The following is an 18,237-nucleotide window of genomic DNA, read 5'->3' on the forward strand; positions in this document are numbered from 1 at the left end:
AATCGCGGGTAACCGGATTAATCAGGGATTGCTGGACTGCAGGACTGCGGCGTAACGGAACTACTTGCGTTTGACGAAGGTGGACAAGTCATCGATGACGGTCCTGGCGTAGGACACGGCAAGGTCGATGGCATCGTGCGGCGTTTGCGCAATATGTTGCAGCAGGGGTGGCACCAGCCTGAGCGAGCCGCTGTCGCCACTGACCTGGGTGATGGTCACGGTGGCCAGGAAACGGGTCCGGGCGAGTTCGGCGTTGGGGTTGTCGTCGGGCGATCGGCGTACGTTGGCCGATACCTTGAAGCCCTTGTAGATCGCATGATTTTGAGACATGTTGATCTCCTTTCCCCGATGAGCATACGCTGTTTGCCTGGTGGTGTCCGATTTACTTTCTGGCTGCGGGCCGGCCCGCAGCGCCTTGTGCAGCCGTCGTCGGCCGCGGTGGTGCCGGCCCCGTCCCCGCGCGCGATAATTCCCTGAACGCCGGCGTTAGCGCGTATGCTGGTTCTGCCGCCTGGCAAGCAACGCAGCAATTCATTCCTGGAGCATTCCCATGGCCAAAGGTCAACTACGCGGCAATCGCGAAGCCAAGAAACCGAAGCAGCCGAAGAAACCGGTCGCGCCAGCGGCCCCGTTCGGCGCTGTGCAGTCGCGCGTCGGCAATGACGGTACGGCGGGCAAGAAGAAGTAAGCCGGGAGTTTCCATCGCGGCATTCCATCGCTGCTGTCGACATACCGGGAGCGCAAGATGAGGCGTGACATGTCCTTCGCGGACCGCGTGCTGCTGGCGCTGCGCTCCGATAGCCAGGCCATGATGTCCGACCTTCAACTGGCCAAGGCGCTGGGCAATGCCGATGCATCCAAACTCAGCCATCATCTGCTGTTGCTTCAGGATGCGGGACTGGTGGCAAAGACGGCCACCTCCGGATGGCGCCTTACCTGGGCCGGGCACGACCGCGCCGAAGCATACAGCGCGGCCTAGCGGCCAGCAGGCGCCAGGCGGCAATGCGCCGCCCATCGTGCGATCCTGCGGACCCGTTCGGGTCCAACAGCCTGAAGAACTCCAAAAGCGAAAGAGCCAGGGATCACGAAGCCTGTTGCCATTGCGGCACGGGCCGTGCCACGCCGTGCGCTATTTCTTATCGGCGGGTTGCTCGGACTGCGGGTCGAACTGGCCGGGCTGGGAGGTCCGGCGCTTCTCGCCGGGTTGCTGGAAGTGCGTCTTCCAGGGTGTGGCCGGCACCTTCCGCTGACCAGGCTGCCTGGGACAATAGTGCATTGGGTTACCCCCTGTGAGTGTCCGTCAGTGCCGGACCGGCACGCTGGGAGTGTAGGCTTTCGCCTGCCCTTTCCCTAGCGCTGTTACCGATCGGGCATGACGGGCACCACAGGGGCCACATCGTTCCTCATTCCTCCTGGAAGGCTTCTTCGCGCTTGGCCTTGATCGACGGCAGTGCGACAACGGCGACCAGCGCGGCGGCGGCGATCAGCAGGCCGAGCGACAGCGGGCGGGTCAGGAAGACAGTGAACGTCCCACGCGACAGCAACAGCGCGCGGCGGAAGTTCTCTTCCATCATCGGCCCCAGCACGAAACCCAGCAGCAGCGGCGCCGGCTCGCACTTGAGCTTGATGAACAGGTAGCCGACCACGCCGAAGGCAGCCGCGGTGAAGACGTCGAAGGTCTGGTTGTTGACGGAGAAGACACCGATGCAGCAGAACACCAGGATGGCCGGGTACAGGTAGCGATAGGGCACTTGCAGCAGCTTCACCCAGATCCCGATCAGCGGCAGGTTCAGGATGATCAGCATCAGGTTGCCGATCCACATCGAGGCGATCAGGCCCCAGAACAGCGCGGGGTTGCTGGTCATGACCTGCGGGCCCGGCTGGATGTTGTGGATGGTCATCGCGCCCACCATCAGCGCCATCACGGCGTTGGGCGGAATGCCCAGCGTCAGCAGCGGGATGAAGGAGGTCTGCGCGGCGGCGTTGTTGGCCGATTCCGGACCGGCCACGCCTTCGATGGCGCCCTTGCCGAATTCATGCGAGTACTTCGAGGTCTTCTTTTCCAGCGAGTAGGCCGCGAAGGAGGCCAGCGCCGCGCCGCCGCCAGGCAGGATGCCCAGGATCGAGCCTAGCGCGGTGCCGCGCAGCACTGCCGGCGCCATCCGTTTGAAGTCCGCCCTGGAGGGCCACAGGTTGGTGACGTGATCGGTGAAGGTCTCGCGGTTTTCCTTCTGTTCCAGGTTGGCGACGATCTCGGCGAAGCCGAACATGCCCATGGCCAGTGCGACAAAATCGACGCCATCGGTGAGTTCGGGCACATCGAAGGAGAAGCGCGCGGCGCCCGAGTTCACGTCGGTGCCGACCAGGCCCAGCAGCAGCCCGAGCACGATCATCGACACCGCCTTCGGGAGCGAACCGGATGCCAGCACCACGGCGCCGATCAGGCCCAGGCACATCAGCGAGAAATACTCGGCGGGACCGAACTTGAACGCCAGCTCCGACAGCGGCGTGGCGAAGGCGGCCAGGATCAGCGTGGACACGCAGCCGGCGAAGAACGAGCCCAGGCCGGCGGTCGCCAATGCCACCCCCGCTCGTCCTCGCCGCGCCATCTGGTAGCCATCGATGGTGGTGACCACCGACGACGATTCACCCGGCAGGTTGACCAGGATGGCGGTGGTGGAGCCGCCGTACTGCGCGCCGTAGTAAATACCGGCCAGCATGATGAGCGCGGCCACCGGCGGCAGCGTGTAGGTCACCGGCAGCAGCATGGCGATGGTGGCGAGCGGCCCGATGCCCGGCAGCACGCCGATCAGCGTGCCAAGCACGCAACCGAGGAAGCAGTAGGCAAGGTTCTGCAGGGTCAGCGCCGTGGAGAATCCAAGCGCCAGGTGTTCGAATAGTTCCATGAGGCTGTCTCCCTCGCCTGCAGTGAAACCTGGCCGGCGTACCGGCCGGAGGGCCGATGCCGCAGACCAGGCCGCGCTCGATTCTTGTGCGAATGTGCGCGAACCGGCGAATCCGGGCGCGTCTTGCACCGCCGCGCGGGGTTCCGCCACAGATCGTCATCGACAGCGGGCGCGCGTGCAGGCGGCCCCAATGGCTTACCAGGCACAGTAGGCTCAGGTGCTTTCATCCGCCTTTCAGTGGTGGCGCTTTCGGGTATGTCCCGATACGCCGGGCATGCCGGAAAAGCAACGCCCCGCACGAAAGGCGGGGCGCCGGCATATCGCCTGCCGCGAAAGACGGCCGGCAGGGAAGCAGCCTTACGGCTTCATGGTGTCCTTGCCCATCGTGTCCTTACCCATCGCGTCCTTGCCCATGGAGTCCTTACCCATGGCGTTCTTGTCCTTGCTCATCTTGTCGTGGCTCTTCTTCATCTTGTCCTTGCTCATCGTGTCCTTGCCCATGGCATCCTTGCCCATGGTGTCTTTGGCCATGCTGCTGTCATTGCTCATGGCGTCCTTCTTCATGGCATCCTGGGCGAAAGCGTGGCCGGTAAGAAGGACCGCGGTCGAGAGCAGGGCTGCAAACAGTTTGTTCATGGAGTTCTCCTTGGGGGGTGATAGTCAGCGTGCGAGCCGGCACCATGCCGGCCAATTTCAGGCGGATCAGGATCCGCCGAACCAGTTGTACCCCTGGTCTTCCCAGTAACCGCCGGGGTACTTGTTGGTGACGTAAAGCGCCATGATGTGCTTGGGATTCTTGTAGCCGAGCTTGGTCGGCATGCGCAGCTTCATGGGAAAGCCGTACTTGGGCGGCAGCGTTTCCCCGTCGTAGGTAAAGGTGAGCAGCGTCTGCGGATGCAGCGCGGTGGGCATGTCGATGCTGGTGTAGTAATCGTCGGCGCAGCGAAAACCCACATACTTCGCGCTGGTGTCGGCACCCACGCGATGCAGGAACTCGGAGAAGGGTGTGCCGCCCCACTTGCCGATGGCGCTCCAGCCCTCCACGCAGATATGGCGGGTAACCTGGGAGGTCTGCGGCAGGGCATAGAGCTGATCGAGCGTCCAGGAAGCCTTGCTGGCCACCATGCCGCCGACTTCCAGGCGGAAACTGCTGGCGTCGACCTCGGGCACCTCGTCCTCGCCGTAGAAGGCATTGAACGGGAAGGGGCGGGTCATCCGGGACTCATCGTAAGTCGGTGCCAGCCGCTTGGGATCGAACAGCGCACCCTGCACGCGGTCGTTGAAGCGCGACACCGCCATCAGGAAGCGCTCCACCGAGTCGTTGTCGGTCAGGCTGCAGCCGGTCAGCATCGACAGGCCGCCGAGCGTGATGGCGCGCTTGGCGAACAGGCGGCGCGAAGGCATGTCGAGTTCGCGCACGGCGTCGCGCAGGATCAGGCGGCGATCCAGTTGGACGATGGATCCGGGTTTGTTCATGGCGAGTCTCCGCGGCGCGGTTTGGTGGCTGTGAATCGGGCGGGTTGGCGCTTAGCGGCCGCGCAGCATGATCAGCAAGGTGCGCGGCACCAGCGCCACCATTGCCACATGGACCACGGTGAACAGCACGATGGCGCTCATGCACAGGAAGTGAACCCAGCGTGCGGCGTCATAGCCACCCATCAGGTCGCGCAGCAGCGGGAACTGCACTGATTTCCAGATTGCCAGCCCGGACAGCACGGTCAGCACGATGACCAGCACCACGCCCAGGTACATGGCCTTCTGCGCCGCGTTGTATTCGGACAGGTCAGGATGCGCGAGGCGTCCGCGCAGCGCCGCGGCAACGTCGCGCAGGGCGGCCGGCACCGACAGCGGCAGGAAGCGCCGGCGGAACCGGCCGGTCAGTGCGTTCATCAGCAGGTAGAACAGCCCGTTGGCCACCAGCAGCCACATTGCCGCAAAGTGCCATTGCAGCGCGCCGCCCAGCCACCCGCCCAGCGTGATGGCGCTGGGAAAGCGCAGGCCGAACAGCGGCGACGCGTCATAGATGCGCCAGCCGCTCAACACCATCAGGATGACGGCGATGGCGTTGAGCCAGTGCGTCACGCGTACCCATGCCGGCTGGATAGGTGCAGACGCACGTTCGTGGCGGCCCGGGGCGGGCCGCGGTAGCTGGGAAGCAGTATCCACCGTCTTTCTCCAATGTCGCGTTGGTGGTCGCAGGTACTGCGCAACCGTTTCATGTGCCTTTGTCGACGGCGGTGGCACGAACTTACATGCGAACTGGAGAATTCTTTCCAGGCTCGCGAGCACATCGGCAACGGGTACCCCCGGCGTCACTCAGCGAGCTCGGCGAGAAATGGAACGGACTGTTGGGCGACGCATGAACGGCTACCCGTGCCTTGACATTAGCACCCCGCCGGCAAGACGCCAAAGTGAATCGGCGGCGATGGCCCCCGGCCGGCCGGACCCACGCCGGGGCCGCTACAATGCAGGCGTGCAGGCGGGCGCCCCCCGCCTGCCTCGCCCCGAGCCGCCTGTCGACACAGGCAGGCGTCGAGGGCGCCGTCATTTTCCCCGCCTCAGGACACAACCCACGGAACCAGGATCCGCGCATGCCTCTGACCGCCGAGCAACTCACCGAATACATGGATTTCGCCGGGCATCTCGCACAGGCGGCCGGCAGCGCCAGCCTGCCGTACTTCCGCAGCGCCCCGGCGGTCGCGGACAAGGGCGGCCGCCGCTTCGACCCCGTCACCGAGGCTGACAGGGCCGCCGAGCGCGCCATGCGCGACCTGATCCTTGCCCGCTATCCGGAGCACGGCATCCTGGGCGAGGAGGAAGACCGGGTGGCCGGCAGTTCACCGCTGACCTGGGTGCTCGATCCGATCGACGGCACCCGTGCCTTCATCACCGGACTGCCGCTATGGGGCACGCTGATCGCGCTCAACGACGGCCAGCGCCCGGTGCTCGGCGTGATGGACCAGCCGTTCACGCGCGAGCGCTTCCGTGGCGATGGCCGGCAAGCCTGGCTCAATGGCCAGCCCTTGCGCACGCGGCCGTGCGAAGACCTGGCGCAGGCCAAGCTGATGTGCACCACGCCGGAGATGTTCGAGGACGAGGCGCAATGGGCGGCGTTCCGCCGCGTGGCGGACGGCGCCAGGATGCAGCGCTATGGCGGCGACTGCTATGCCTATTGCATGGTCGCCGCGGGCCATGTCGACGCGGTGGTGGAGGCTGGGTTGAAGGCCTATGACGTGCAGGCGCTGATTCCCATCGTCCAGGGCGCCGGCGGCATCATGACCAGCTGGAGCGGCGGCGACGCGCAACAGGGCGGTACCGTGGTCGCCTGTGGCGACAAGCGGCTGCATGCGCAGATACTTGCGCTGCTGAAAGCGCCGGCCTGAGCACACCGGGGCTGCCGTCCGGACGTCGGGGCGAGCGTTGCCCGCGCCGGGCTTGCTATGATGCTGGCCGCAGCGTCCGGGGTGCAAGGCGCTTTTCCCAGATATCGAGGTATTACGCGCGCAGGCCATGTCCCGCGCGCGGCCGGCAATGGCGCATCCCGTGGGAAAAGGAAAAGGCCTGGCATGGCCCGGACTTAACTTTTGCAGTAGCCGGTAGGGAAGAAACAAGAAACATGATGTCAAACGCATGCGGCCTCGATTTCGGCACGTCCAATTCCACGGTTGGCTGGTGCCGCCCGGGACAACCTACGTTGTTGCCGCTGGAAGATGGCAAGCTGACGCTGCCTTCGGTGATTTTTTTCCATGCGGAGGACCCGCTGGTCAGCTATGGCCGCGCCGCGCTCCAGGACTACCTGGCGGGCTATGAAGGCCGGCTGATGCGCTCGCTCAAGAGCCTGCTGGGTACCTCCATGATGGAAGACAGCACTGAGGTGATGGGCCAGGCCATGCCGTTCCGCAAGCTGCTTTCGCATTTCATCGGCGAACTCAAGCAGCGTGCCGAGGCCTCCGCGGGAGCGGGTTTCGACAAGGTGGTGATGGGCCGCCCGGTATTCTTTATCGACGAAGACCCGAAGGCCGACCAGCTGGCCGAGCAGACGCTGCGCGAGATCGCCGCGGATGCCGGTTTCAAGGACATCGAATTCCAGTATGAGCCGATCGCCGCGGCTTTCGACTACGAAGCCACGATCTCCCGCGAGGAACTGGTGCTGGTGGCCGACATCGGCGGCGGTACCTCGGACTTCTCGCTGGTGCGCCTGTCGCCGCAGCGTGCCGGCAAGACCGACCGCCGCGGCGACATCCTCGCCAATGGCGGCGTGCATATCGGCGGTACGGATTTCGACAAGAGCCTCAGCCTGGCCAGCGTGATGCCTTTCCTGGGCCTGGGCAGCGAACTGCGCAACGGCAAGGCGATGCCCTCGGGTCAGTACTTCGACCTGGCGAGCTGGCACACCATCAACCTGGTGTACACACGCAAGGCCTGGTCGCATGTCATGGACAACTATCGCGACGCGGCGGACAAAGCAAAACTCGACCGCCTGATCAGCCTGATCAAGCAGCGCGCCGGCCACTGGCTTGCCATCCAGGTGGAAGCCGCCAAGATTGCCTTGTCGGCCGAGCCGCAGACGCAGCTCGACCTGGGCCGCATCGCGCCGGGCGAGACCATGCCGATCAGCCGGGACGATTTCGACCAGTCCATCGGCAAGCTGGTCGGCAAGACCGAGCAGACGGTGCAGGCCCTGCTGCGCGACGCGGGCGTGCAGGCCGATGCGATCGACACCGTGCTGTTTACCGGCGGCTCCAGCAGCGTGCCCTTGCTGCGCGAGCGGCTCTCCGAACTGATCCCGGGCGCCCAGCGCATCGAAGGCGATCTGTTCGGTGGCATCGGTTCCGGTCTGGCGCTGGACGCGCGGCGCAAGTTTGCCTGAGGTATCGGGGTAGCGTGGCTCGCATCGCGCGATGCCATGCCATGCCATGCGCCGGCCTTCACACCATCATGCTAATGTGCCGTTTTCGCGAGTTCGCGTTCTCGAAGAGGCACTACATGCATGCGGCTATCGTCGAAGCCAGCTACGGCTCCGATCCGGTTGGCCTGGTCAGCGGCTTCCGCTTCCTGCCTGGCGAGCCGGGGCAACCCATCGATTCCGCCGGCGCGGCCACGTGGCTCAGGCAGCCACCGCCGGGAGACGAGTTTCTCTGGCTGCACTTCAATCTGTCGCACAGCGCATGCGAGCGCTGGCTCAAGGGCCAGCTTGACCTGCCCGAAGGATTCTTCGAGGCATTGCGCCAGGGCTCGCGTTCCACGCGCATCGAGCGGCTCGATATCGCCTTGCTCGCCGTCGTCAACGACGTGATCTACAACTTCGGCGTGACCACAACCGATATCTCCACGCTGTGGGCCTGTGCCGACCGCCGCATCCTGGTGACGGCGCGCCTCAAGCCCTTGCGCTCGGTCGACCAGTTGCGGGCGTCGGTGCGGCAGGGCGAGCTGTTCCACACGCCACTGGCGCTGCTGGTGCACCTGCTGCGCGACCAGGCCGACGTGCTGGTGCGCATCGTGCGCGAGACCAGCGCGACCGTGGACCAGGTCGAGGATCGCCTGCTGTCGCAGCGCCTGCACGGCAACCGCGCCGAACTGGGCTCGATGCGGCGCGGCCTGGTGCGGCTGCAGCGCCTGCTTGCGCCCGAGCCCGGCGCGCTGTTCCGCCTGCTCAACCGTCCGCCGGCGTGGATGCACGAGCAGGATATCCAGGACCTGCGCGATTCGACCGAAGAGTTCTCGCTGGTGTTGAACGACCTTGCGGCGCTGGTCGAGCGCATCAAGCTCCTGCAGGAAGAGATCGCCGCCAAGCTCAACGAGCAGACCAACCGCACGCTGTTCACGCTGACGCTGGTGACCGTGCTGGCCTTGCCGATCAATATCGTGGCGGGCTTCTTCGGCATGAACGTGGGCGGCATCCCGTTGTCGGACCATCCGCACGGGTTCTGGGTGCTGGTGGTGCTGGTGGCCAGCTTTACCGTGCTTGCCGGGCGCTGGGCTTTCCGCAAGCAGGGCGACTATTGAGGTGGCCCCGGGGCGTTCCTTGCGCGTCCCCGCTTGCGCACGGGGGTGTCACGCTGGCGTCACTTCCTGCTGTTAGCCTGCCATGCAGCGCGTTGTTGCCAACAGGAGTGAGCTATGAGGCCAGACGAGAATGAGCTGATCCGGCGTATCCACCGCGAGGTGGCCGATCACTATGACGAAGAGCTCGAACTGGAGCTGGAAGACCACCATGTCGACACGCTCTTCGGCGAGGCCGGCGGCGGCCTGGACGACGCCGAGCGCGCCGCGCGGCGCCAGTATTTCCGCGAGCTGTTCCGTCTGCAGGGCGAGCTCGTCAAGCTGCAGAGCTGGGTGGTGGAGACCGGCCACAAGGTGGTGATCCTGTTCGAGGGGCGCGACGCCGCCGGCAAGGGCGGCGTGATCAAGCGCATCACCCAGCGGCTCAACCCGCGCGTGGCGCGCGTGGCCGCGTTGCCCGCCCCCAACGATCGCGAACGCACCCAGTGGTATTTCCAGCGCTATGTCTCCCACCTGCCCGCGGCGGGCGAGATCGTGCTGTTCGACCGCAGCTGGTACAACCGCGCCGGGGTGGAGCGCGTGATGGGTTTTTGCACCGACGACCAGTACGAAGAGTTCTTCCGCTCCGTGCCTGAGTTCGAGCGGATGCTGGTGCGTTCCGGCATCCAGGTCATCAAGTACTGGTTCTCGATCTCGGACGAGGAGCAGCACCTGCGCTTTCTCAGCCGCATCCATGACCCTCTCAAGCAGTGGAAGCTCAGCCCCATGGATCTCGAATCCCGCCGGCGCTGGGAGGACTACACCCGCGCCAAGGAAGTCATGCTGGAGCGCACCCATATCGCCGAGGCGCCGTGGTGGGTGGTGCAGGCGGTAGACAAGAAGAAGGCGCGCCTGAACTGCATCCATCATCTGCTGCAGCAGATGCCGTACGAAGAGCGCGCCCAGCCGCCCGTGGTGTTGCCGCAGCGCGAACGGCACGACGACTACACGCGCCAGCCGGTGCCGGACAATATGATCGTGCCGGAAGTCTACTGAGACCGATCGTCCGGGCCGGACGCATCGCAGCAGGAGCCATCGCGCTGGTGGATCCTAGCCGCCCGCGTCTTCCGGAAACGCCTCTTCCAGCGTCAGCACCGTTCCTGTCAGGCTGCCGTCGTAGCCTGGCAGTGCGTCCACCACCTGCCGGAAACTGCCGCTGCGCAGCGCGGCCACGGCGCCGGCCAGCGCCGGGCTTTGCAGGCGCTCGCGCTCGATCGCGAAGAAATAGCGCTCCTTGAGCACCGGCACGAAATCCAGGCCGAAGCGCCGCGCCGCGGTTTCCACGCCAAATCCCGCATCCGCCATGCCGCTGCCGATATAAGCCGCTACCGCGGCGTGGGTGAACTCGCCGTTGCTGTAGCCCTCGATCCGGCTGCTGTCGATGCCGCGCGCCGCCAGGATCAGGTCCAGCAGCAGCCGCGTGCCGGAGCCGGGCTGGCGGTTGACGAAGCGCACGTCGGCGCGGCACAGGTCCTGCAGTGTGGTGACCTGCTTCGGATTGCCCGGCCGCACAAAGATACCTTGCGAGCGCACGGCGAGATGGATCAGCAGGTGCTTCTCGGGACGGATCCAGGCGGCGAAGCCGGCCAGCGTGCTTTGCTCGAACTCGCCGATCGGCACATGGAAGCCGGCAATGTCGCAGGCGCCCTGCGCCAGCGCGGCAACCGCCTCGAGACTGCCGCAGTACTTCAGGTCGTGGCGCACCTGGTGCGCATCCAGGAAGTCGTGCAGCGCCGCCACCGCGAAGCCATGGCTGGCGTGCAGGCGCAGCGTGGGGCCGCTCTGGTCCACCAGCTTCTTCAGCTCGATCTCCAGTTCCGACGCCAGGCTCTCCAGGGTGGGCGAGAGCCGCGCGGCTATGCGCTTGCTGGCCCACACCAGTTGCTGCGCCAGCGGCGAGAGCGCGCTGCCGCGCCCGCGGGTCTTGGCGATCAGCGCGCCGCCGAAGAGGCTTTCCGCGTCGCGCAGGATGCCCCAGGCATAGCGGTAGGACAAGCCAGCGGCCTGGGCCGACTGGCTGATGCTGCCGGTGCTTTCGATATGGCCGAGCAAGGTCACCAGGCGTGAGACGTCGAGCCCCGGCCCGGCGTCGGGGCCGTCGTCGCGAATTTGCAGGTGAGGCAGGATTGCGATGCGGATCATATGAGAAAAATAGCATATTGCTCGAATCCGGCCAACTGCCTATAGTCCGCTCAAAGCGGCACGGAAACCGGAAAAGCCTGCGGAAACAGCGGTCAATCAGGGGAGGTGCCCGGTTTGATGCCACCAAATATATGAAAAAAATAGCATATAAAGCGGTTGCCAGAAGACGGCATGCCGCGCCCCGCAGCCATTCCTGGCAAGACGCGCAAGCCGATGCGCCACACCGTCTGCCGCCGGCCTCGCTCGCCGGCCCGCGCTGCGCCACCAGGAGACCAGATGTCCATACCCGCTGCTGAACCCGTACGCGAGCGTGTCGCGCGCATCGTTGCCGCGCGCCGCGACATGCCGGGCGCCTTGCTGCCGATCCTGCACGAGATCCAGGATGCCGTCGGCTACGTGCCCGCCGATGCCTTGCCCGAAATCGCCCGCGCGCTCAACCTGTCGCGTGCCGAGGTGCATGGCGTGGTCACCTTCTACCATCACTTTCGCGACAGCAAGCCCGGCCGGCACGTGGTCCAGGTCTGCCGCGCCGAAGCTTGCCAGGCGGTGGGCAGCGAGGCCCTGGCCGCCCACGCGGAGCGCGCGCTCGGCTGCGCCTTCCACGAGACCACGGCCGACGGCGGGTTCACGCTGGAGCCGGTGTATTGCCTGGGCCAGTGCGCCTGCGGCCCGGCCGTGACGATCGACGGGCAACTGGCTGGCCGCGTGACGCCACAGCGTTTCGATGCCCTGGTGAAGGCCTGCGCCGACGCGTCGCGCGATCAGCCGGCGGAGGTGGAGGCATGAGCATTACCGTTTTCGTTCCCCGCGATTCCAGTGCGCTCGCCATGGGCGCCGACGAGGTGGCGCGCGCCATTGCGCGCGAGGCGGCGGCGCGCGGCGCCAGCGTGACGCTGGTGCGCAATGGCTCGCGCGGCATGTTCTGGCTGGAGCCGCTGGTGGAGGTGCAGACTCCCGCGGGGCGCGTGGCCTACGGTCCGGTGGACACGGAGGATGTCGCCGCGCTGTTCGACGCTGACTTCCTGGCTGGCGGCGAGCACGCCCTCGGCCTCGGCCTTACCGAGGAAATCCCTTTCCTGAAAAGGCAGGAACGCCTGACCTTCGCCCGCATGGGCATCACCGATCCGCTGTCCCTCGATGACTACGTCGCGCACCAGGGCTACGCCGGCCTGACCCGGGCGCTGGCGCTGGACGGCGCGCGGATCGTGCAGGAAGTCACCGACTCCGGCCTGCGCGGCCGCGGCGGCGCGGCCTTTCCCACCGGCATCAAGTGGCAGACGGTGCTGAAGGCGGAGGCGCCGGTCAAGTACGTGGTCTGCAACGCGGACGAGGGCGATTCCGGCACCTTCTCGGATCGCATGGTGATGGAAGGCGATCCCTTCATGCTGATCGAAGGCATGACCATCGCCGGCCTCGCGGTGGGCGCGCAGCAGGGCTATATCTACGTGCGCTCGGAATATCCGCACGCCATCGCCATGCTGGAGGCGGCCATCGGCATCGCCCGGGCCGGCGGCTGGCTCGGCGATGACATTCGCGGCAGCGGCAGGCGCTTCCACCTGGAGGTGCGCAAGGGCGCCGGCGCCTATGTGTGCGGCGAGGAAACCGCGCTGCTGGAGAGCCTGGAAGGCAAGCGCGGCGTGGTGCGCGCCAAGCCGCCGCTGCCGGCGATCGAAGGCCTGTTCGGCCAGCCCACCATCATCAACAACGTGATCTCGCTGGCCACCGTGCCGCTGATCCTCTCGCGCGGCGCGGCGTTCTACCGCGACTACGGCATGGGCCGCTCGCGCGGCACGCTGCCGTTCCAGCTGGCCGGCAACGTGCGGCAGGGCGGGCTGGTGGAGAAGGCCTTTGGCGTGACCCTGCGCGAGCTGCTGCAGGACTACGGCCAGGGCACGCGCAGCGGCCGCCCCATTCGCGCGGTGCAGGTGGGCGGGCCGCTGGGCGCTTACCTGCCGGAGTCGCGGCTCGATACGCCGATGGACTACGAAGCCTTCGCCGCCTTCGGCGCGGTGCTGGGACATGGCGGCATCGTGGTGTTCGACGACACCGTGGACATGGCGAAGCAGGCCCGCTATGCCATGGCGTTCTGCGCCATCGAGTCCTGCGGCAAGTGCACGCCGTGCCGGATCGGCTCGACCCGCGGCGTCGAGGTGATCGACAAGATCATCGCCGGCGATCAGCCGGTGAAGCACGTGAAGCTGGTGCGCGACCTGTGCGACACCATGCTGGGCGGCTCGCTGTGCGCCATGGGCGGCATGACGCCGTACCCGGTGCTGTCGGCGCTGAACGAATTCCCGGAAGACTTCGGCGTGGCCGCACCCGCCAAGGCTGCCTGATTGCCGGGCACGCGCCACCGGCGCTTCACTGAACCAGTACGCGGTCCCCGAGGCCGCAGCGGGAGTCCGCCTTGAATACACGCAACGAAATCGATTTCGGTACGCCGCCCAGCGATTCGCAGCAGCAGGTCACGCTGGAGATCGACGGCGTCGATGTGACCGTGCCGGCCGGCACCTCGCTCATGCGCGCCGCCGTGCAGGCTGGGGTCAACGTGCCCAAGCTGTGCGCCACCGACAGCCTCAAGTCCTTCGGCTCCTGCCGCCTGTGCCTGGTCGAGATCGAAGGGCGCCGCGGTTATCCGGCGTCGTGCACCACGCCGGCCGAAACCGGCATGAAGGTCAGGACGCAGAGCGACAAGCTGGCCGATCTGCGCCGCGGGGTGATGGAGCTCTATATCTCCGATCATCCGCTGGACTGCCTGACCTGTCCCACCAACGGCAATTGCGAGCTGCAGGACATGGCCGGCGTGGTGGGCCTGCGCGAGGTGCGCTACGGCTACGACGGCGCCAATCACCGTGCCGAGGCCAAGGACGAATCCAACCCGTATTTCACCTACGACCCCTCCAAGTGCATCGTGTGCAACCGCTGCGTGCGCGCCTGCGAGGAAACCCAGGGCACCTTCGCGCTCACCATCAGCGGCCGCGGCTTCGACGCGCGCGTGACGGCGGGGCAGGGCGACAGCTTCATGGATTCCGACTGCGTGTCGTGCGGCGCCTGCGTGCAGGCATGCCCCACCGCCACGCTGGCCGAGACCTCCATCATCCGCATGGGGCAGCCCGAGCACAGCACTGTCACCACCTGCGCCTACTGCGGCGTGGGCTGCGCCTTCAAGGCGGAGATGAAGGGCAATGAAGTGGTGCGCATGGTGCCGTACAAGAACGGGCAGGCCAACGAAGGGCACTCGTGCGTGAAGGGGCGTTTCGCGTGGGGCTACGCCACCCACAAGGACCGCATCCTGAACCCGATGATCCGCGCGAAGATCACCGATCCGTGGCGCGAAGTGTCGTGGGAAGAAGCCATCGGCTACGCCGCTTCCGAGTTCAAGCGTATCCAGGCCGGGCATGGCCGCGAGTCGATCGGCGGCATCGTGTCGTCGCGCTGTACCAACGAGGAAGGCTACCTGGTGCAGAAGCTGGTGCGTGCCGCCTTCGGCAACAACAACGTCGACACCTGCGCGCGGGTCTGCCACTCGCCGACCGGCTACGGCCTCAAGCAGACGCTGGGCGAATCGGCCGGCACGCAGACCTTCCGCTCGGTGGAGAAGGCCGACGTGATCCTGGTGATGGGCGCCAACCCCACCGACGGCCATCCGGTATTTGCCTCGCGCATGAAGAAGCGGCTGCGCGCCGGCGCCAGGCTGATCGTGATCGATCCGCGCCGCATCGACCTGGTCGAATCGCCTCACGTGCGGGCCGACTTCCACCTGCAATTGCGTCCGGGCACCAATGTGGCCGTGGTGACCTCGCTGGCGCACGTGATCGTCACCGAAGGCCTGATGAACGAAGCCTTCATCGCCGAGCGCTGCGAGGACCGCGCCTTCCAGCAATGGCGCGACTTTGTCTCGCTGCCGGAGAATTCGCCGGAAGCCATGGCGGAGATCACAGGCATTCCGGCCGGCCAGTTGCGGGGCGCCGCGCGCCTGTACGCCACCGGTGGCAACGCGGCGATCTACTACGGCCTCGGCGTGACCGAGCATGCGCAGGGTTCGACCACCGTGATGGGTATCGCCAACCTCGCCATGTGCACCGGCAATATCGGCCGCGAAGGCGTGGGCGTGAACCCGCTGCGCGGGCAGAACAATGTGCAGGGTTCCTGCGATATCGGCTCCTTCCCGCACGAACTGCCGGGTTACCGCCATGTGTCGGACTCGACCACGCGCGGGCTGTTCGAATCGGCGTGGAACGTGGAGATCAGCCCGGAACCCGGCCTGCGCATCCCCAATATGTTCGAGGCCGCGCTGTCGGGCAGTTTCAAGGGCCTGTACTGCCAGGGCGAGGACATCGTGCAGTCCGACCCCAACACGCAGCACGTGGCGGCTGCGCTGTCGGCCATGGAATGCATCGTGGTGCAGGACATCTTCCTCAACGAGACCGCCAAGTACGCGCACGTCTTCCTGCCGGGCTCGTCCTTCCTGGAGAAGGACGGCACCTTCACCAACGCCGAGCGCCGCATCTCGCGCGTGCGCAAGGTGATGCCGCCCAAGGCCCGCTACGCCGACTGGGAAGCCACGGTGCTGCTGTCCAATGCGCTGGGCTATCCGATGGAATACAAGCACCCGTCCGAGATCATGGACGAGATCGCGCGCCTCACGCCCACCTTCAGCGGCGTCAGCTACCAGCGGCTCGAAGAGCTCGGCAGCATCCAGTGGCCGTGCAACGATGCGGCGCCGGAAGGCACGCCCACCATGCATATCGACGCCTTCGTGCGCGGCAAGGGCAAGTTCATCATCACCCGCTACGTGCCTACCAACGAGCGCGTCAACCGCAAGTTCCCGCTGATCCTCACCACCGGGCGCATCCTGTCGCAGTACAACGTGGGCGCGCAGACGCGCCGCACCGAGAACGTGATGTGGCACGACGAGGACCGCCTGGAGATCCATCCGCACGACGCCGAGGAACGCGGCATCAAGGACGGCGACTGGGTCGGCGTGCAGAGCCGCGCAGGCGAGACCGTGCTGCGCGCCATCGTCAGCGAACGCATGCAGCCGGGCGTGGTGTACACCACCTTCCACTTCCCGGAATCCGGCGCCAACGTGATCACCACCGACAACTCGGACTGGGCCACCAACTGCCCCGAGTACAAGGTCACCGCGGTGCAGGTGACGCCGGTGGCGCAGCCGTCCGAATGGCAGCGCCAGTATCGCGATTTCCACGACCAGCAGATGCAGCTGCTGCAGGCGGCCAGCGCCGAGGCGGGGTCGGCATGACGGCCTGCGAACTCGCCATGGCCAGGTCCGCTGCGGTGCCAGACACCGACGCCGAGCCGCCCACGCACAGCACCTTCGCGGTCAGCCGCTGCCGCCTGGGGGAGCTGGCGCTGGAGGACGACGAGATCGCCGAGGAAGTGCCGGTCGCGCTCGAGTACAACGGCATCTCGCACGCGGTGATGCTGGCGTCGCCGGCCGATCTTGAAGACTTCGCGCTGGGCTTCAGCCTGAGCGAAGGGCTGGTGGCCAGCCCGCGCGACGTCTATGAGATCGACACCGAGGTCCGCCCCGAGGGCATCGCGGTGAAGCTGCGCATCGCGGCGCAAGCCTTCGCCGCGCTCAAGGACCGGCGCCGCGCCATGACGGGCCGCACCGGCTGCGGGTTGTGCGGCACCGAATCGCTGCAGGAGGTCATGCGCGCGCCGGCGCCGGTGGGCAGCAGCGCCAGCTTCAGCGCCGCAGTGCTGTACGCCGCGTTCGCGCAGTTGCAGACCCGGCAGGAACTGCTGCGCCACACCGGCTCCACGCACGCCGCCGCCTGGCTGCGCGCCGACGGCCAGGTAGCGCTGGTGCGCGAAGACGTGGGCCGCCATAACGCGCTCGACAAACTGATCGGGGCGCTGGCGCGCAGCGGCGAAGACCGCTCGCGCGGCGCCGTGCTGGTCACCAGCCGCGCCAGCTACGAAATGGTGCTGAAGACCGCCAGCGCCGGCGTCGGCGTGCTGGCCGCCGTTTCGGGCCCGACCGCGCTGGCGGTGCGGCTGGCGCTCGATGCCGGCGTCACGCTGGCCGGCTTTGTGCGCGCCGGCCGCCACGTGGTCTACTCCCACCCCCAACGTTTGCACAGCAGGACGGAACAGGCATGAACTCCGACAATCTCGTCAAGATGGCGAACCAGATCGGCACCTTCTTCGAGGCCATGCCCGATCGCGAGGAAGCGCTGGCGGATATCGCCGGGCATATCAAGCGTTTCTGGGAGCCGCGCATGCGGCGTGCGCTGCTGGCACGGCTGGACGAACGCAGCGAGGATGCCGGCCTGGACGAGATCGTGCTGCAGGCGGTGTCGCGCCATCGCGCGCTGCTGCAGTGACGTGACAGGATGCGGCGCGACGCGCGTCTCCAGCGCTGCAGCATTTCCGGTATCGGCGCGGACCCACGCCGCGGGGGGTGTCGGACGGGCGGTCAGCGTAGCCGCAACGGCTCCAGCAGCGCCGCATCATACTGCCCCCGGTCGATCTTCCCCAGTTCCAGCATCCGCCGCAGGATATACGTCTGCCGCTGCCGGGCCCGCCGCGGATTGACCACGGGGTTATTGGCCGAAGGCGCCTTGGGCAAGCCCGCGAGCATCGCGCATTCGGCCAGCGTCAGGTCGGACACCGGCTTGCCGAAGTAGGTTTCGGCGGCTTCGGCGAAGCCATAGGCGCCCTGCCCAAGGTAGATCTTGTTCATATAGAGCTCCAGGATCTCGTCCTTGCCCATGGCGTGCTCGATGCGGTAGGCCATCAGCACCTCGTAGAGCTTGCGGGTATAGGTCTTCTGGCGCGACAGGAAGAAGTTGCGCGCCACCTGCATGGTGATGGTGGAGGCGCCCTGGGACAGCTCGTCGGACAGGTTGGCCACGCCGGCGCGGATCACGCCGACGTAGTCGATACCGTCGTGCAGGTAGAAGCGCTCATCCTCGATCGCCACCACCGCCTGCGTGAGCGTGGGCGGTATCTGGCTGATCGGGACATAGCCGGGAGACTGGCGGAAGGCGGTGAGCGCGTCCAGCGTCGGCAGCTGGCGCTGGGCCACGAGGACGGCCAGCGTGCCGAGCAGGGCGCCGCCCAGCACCAGCAGGACCACCAGCTTGAGGAAATTCGACCAGAGACGTTTCATGGCCAG

At 66.5% G+C, this 18,237-nt stretch carries 18 protein-coding genes; 11 read left to right on the forward strand and 7 right to left on the reverse strand.

The features are described from left to right. Positions 1-60: 60 nt before the first annotated feature. Positions 61-330, reverse strand: a complete 270-nt coding sequence (locus P3W85_RS24715) for a hypothetical protein (RefSeq protein ID WP_017227756.1) — start codon at positions 328-330, stop codon at positions 61-63. Between the two features lie 220 nt (positions 331-550). On the opposite strand from P3W85_RS24715, the gene P3W85_RS24720 reads away from it, so the two are divergent. Both P3W85_RS24720 and P3W85_RS24725 read left to right on the forward strand, forming a co-directional pair. Then, entirely contained in the window at positions 551-688 is a 138-nt protein-coding gene (locus P3W85_RS24720) for a hypothetical protein (protein ID WP_017227757.1), read from the forward strand. Positions 689-757: 69 nt separating this feature from the next. Beyond that, positions 758-979 carry a hypothetical protein gene (locus tag P3W85_RS24725; RefSeq protein WP_017227758.1) on the forward strand — a complete coding sequence of 74 codons (222 nt, stop codon included), beginning with the start codon at positions 758-760 and terminating at the stop codon, positions 977-979. 424 nt (positions 980-1,403) lie between these two features. On the opposite strand, the gene P3W85_RS24730 is transcribed toward P3W85_RS24725, so the two are convergent. From P3W85_RS24730 to P3W85_RS24745, 4 genes are all read right to left on the reverse strand, one after another. Further along, positions 1,404-2,906 carry a tripartite tricarboxylate transporter permease gene (locus P3W85_RS24730; RefSeq protein ID WP_276266703.1) on the reverse strand — a complete coding sequence of 501 codons (1,503 nt, stop codon included), beginning with the start codon at positions 2,904-2,906 and terminating at the stop codon, positions 1,404-1,406. Positions 2,907-3,263: 357 nt separating this feature from the next. Continuing rightward, positions 3,264-3,542: a pentapeptide MXKDX repeat protein gene (locus P3W85_RS24735; RefSeq protein WP_276266704.1), complete on the reverse strand. Its 279-nt coding sequence runs from the start codon at positions 3,540-3,542 to the stop codon at positions 3,264-3,266. A gap of 66 nt (positions 3,543-3,608) precedes the next feature. Next, positions 3,609-4,382: a molybdopterin-dependent oxidoreductase gene (locus tag P3W85_RS24740; protein ID WP_017227762.1), complete on the reverse strand. Its 774-nt coding sequence runs from the start codon at positions 4,380-4,382 to the stop codon at positions 3,609-3,611. A gap of 51 nt (positions 4,383-4,433) precedes the next feature. Further along, a complete protein-coding gene (locus P3W85_RS24745) occupies positions 4,434-5,072 on the reverse strand; it encodes a cytochrome b/b6 domain-containing protein (RefSeq protein ID WP_035812845.1) in 639 nt (212 codons plus the stop codon). 425 nt (positions 5,073-5,497) lie between these two features. Between P3W85_RS24745 and hisN the strand changes: the two genes are divergently transcribed. From hisN to ppk2, 4 genes are all read left to right on the forward strand, one after another. Next, entirely contained in the window at positions 5,498-6,289 is a 792-nt protein-coding gene (gene hisN / locus P3W85_RS24750) for a histidinol-phosphatase (protein WP_276266705.1), read from the forward strand. A gap of 233 nt (positions 6,290-6,522) precedes the next feature. Further along, a complete protein-coding gene (locus P3W85_RS24755; RefSeq protein WP_276266706.1) occupies positions 6,523-7,776 on the forward strand; it encodes an Hsp70 family protein in 1,254 nt (417 codons plus the stop codon). Between the two features lie 116 nt (positions 7,777-7,892). After that, on the forward strand, positions 7,893-8,912 hold the full coding sequence (locus tag P3W85_RS24760) for a transporter (protein ID WP_276266707.1): 1,020 nt from the start codon (positions 7,893-7,895) through the stop codon (positions 8,910-8,912). Positions 8,913-9,026: 114 nt separating this feature from the next. Beyond that, positions 9,027-9,944, forward strand: a complete 918-nt coding sequence (gene ppk2 / locus P3W85_RS24765) for a polyphosphate kinase 2 (RefSeq protein WP_017227767.1) — start codon at positions 9,027-9,029, stop codon at positions 9,942-9,944. A gap of 54 nt (positions 9,945-9,998) precedes the next feature. On the opposite strand, the gene P3W85_RS24770 is transcribed toward ppk2, so the two are convergent. Continuing rightward, entirely contained in the window at positions 9,999-11,090 is a 1,092-nt protein-coding gene (locus P3W85_RS24770; RefSeq protein WP_017227768.1) for a substrate-binding domain-containing protein, read from the reverse strand. A gap of 276 nt (positions 11,091-11,366) precedes the next feature. Here P3W85_RS24770 and P3W85_RS24775 point away from each other — a divergent pair, with 276 nt between their 5' ends. The 5 genes from P3W85_RS24775 (at position 11,367) to P3W85_RS24795 (ending at position 17,443) form a co-directional block, all read left to right on the forward strand. Next, the gene (locus P3W85_RS24775; protein WP_276266708.1) at positions 11,367-11,876 is read left to right on the forward strand and encodes a formate dehydrogenase subunit gamma; all 510 of its coding nucleotides are present in this window, start codon (positions 11,367-11,369) and stop codon (positions 11,874-11,876) included. Continuing rightward, complete coding sequence (locus tag P3W85_RS24780; protein WP_276266709.1) at positions 11,873-13,426, forward strand: formate dehydrogenase beta subunit; 1,554 nt, start codon at positions 11,873-11,875, stop codon at positions 13,424-13,426. The genes P3W85_RS24775 and P3W85_RS24780 overlap by 4 nt, the downstream gene beginning before the upstream one ends. Positions 13,427-13,497: 71 nt before the next feature. Beyond that, complete coding sequence (gene fdhF, locus P3W85_RS24785; protein ID WP_276266710.1) at positions 13,498-16,353, forward strand: formate dehydrogenase subunit alpha; 2,856 nt, start codon at positions 13,498-13,500, stop codon at positions 16,351-16,353. Beyond that, a complete protein-coding gene (gene fdhD / locus P3W85_RS24790) occupies positions 16,350-17,219 on the forward strand; it encodes a formate dehydrogenase accessory sulfurtransferase FdhD (protein WP_430869606.1) in 870 nt (289 codons plus the stop codon). The genes fdhF and fdhD overlap by 4 nt, the downstream gene beginning before the upstream one ends. After that, the gene (locus tag P3W85_RS24795; RefSeq protein ID WP_017225997.1) at positions 17,216-17,443 is read left to right on the forward strand and encodes a formate dehydrogenase subunit delta; all 228 of its coding nucleotides are present in this window, start codon (positions 17,216-17,218) and stop codon (positions 17,441-17,443) included. Before fdhD ends, P3W85_RS24795 begins: the two co-directional genes overlap by 4 nt. Positions 17,444-17,535: 92 nt before the next feature. On the opposite strand, the gene P3W85_RS24800 is transcribed toward P3W85_RS24795, so the two are convergent. Further along, the gene (locus tag P3W85_RS24800) at positions 17,536-18,231 is read right to left on the reverse strand and encodes a transglycosylase domain-containing protein (protein ID WP_017225998.1); all 696 of its coding nucleotides are present in this window, start codon (positions 18,229-18,231) and stop codon (positions 17,536-17,538) included. Positions 18,232-18,237: the final 6 nt, after the last annotated feature.

The organism is Cupriavidus basilensis, from assembly GCF_029335485.1.
GTDB classification, from domain to species: Bacteria; Pseudomonadota; Gammaproteobacteria; order Burkholderiales; family Burkholderiaceae; genus Cupriavidus; species Cupriavidus basilensis_E.